General features: G+C 34.1%; 1 protein-coding gene. It reads left to right on the top strand.

Annotated features, from left to right (window positions below; translation table 11 throughout):
• On the top strand, positions 1–440 hold a 440-nt coding region (locus tag AC1DWA_RS33450; protein ID WP_477917796.1), incomplete at both ends, for a glycosyltransferase.

The raw sequence follows: 440 nt of genomic DNA, 5'->3' as shown, positions 1-440 counted from the left end.
ATTATCAATCGTTTAATGTATTATTTAGAAATTGCTTTTAAAATGATGTTATTCATTTTAACCGACCGAAAAAAGTACGATGTGATTTTCGTTACATCTCCGCCTATTTTTATTGCTGTCGTCGGGCTGCTTGCCAAATACCGTTATCGAAGGCCGCTTATTTTAGACATTCGAGATTTATGGCCTGAATCGTTAAAAGGCGTAGGTGTGTTCAATTATCCCGTCGTCATTTCTGTTTTCAGTCGTCTTGAGAAAATTCTCTATGTAAAAGCAGATCATATTATTGTAAATAGTGAAGGCTTTATTCGTTTTATGACAGAGAAGTATGCCATTCCATTAAACAAAATTCATTTTATGCCTAATGCTGCAAATCGTAATGAAATTTCAATGATTGAATCTGGAAGCGATGTATTTAAAGTCATGTATGCAGGCAATATTGG

This window comes from Rhodococcus sp. P4_F3_2, assembly GCF_056401335.1.
Note: the sequence above shows the minus strand (reverse complement) of the source record. Positions and strands in the feature narration are given on the sequence as shown.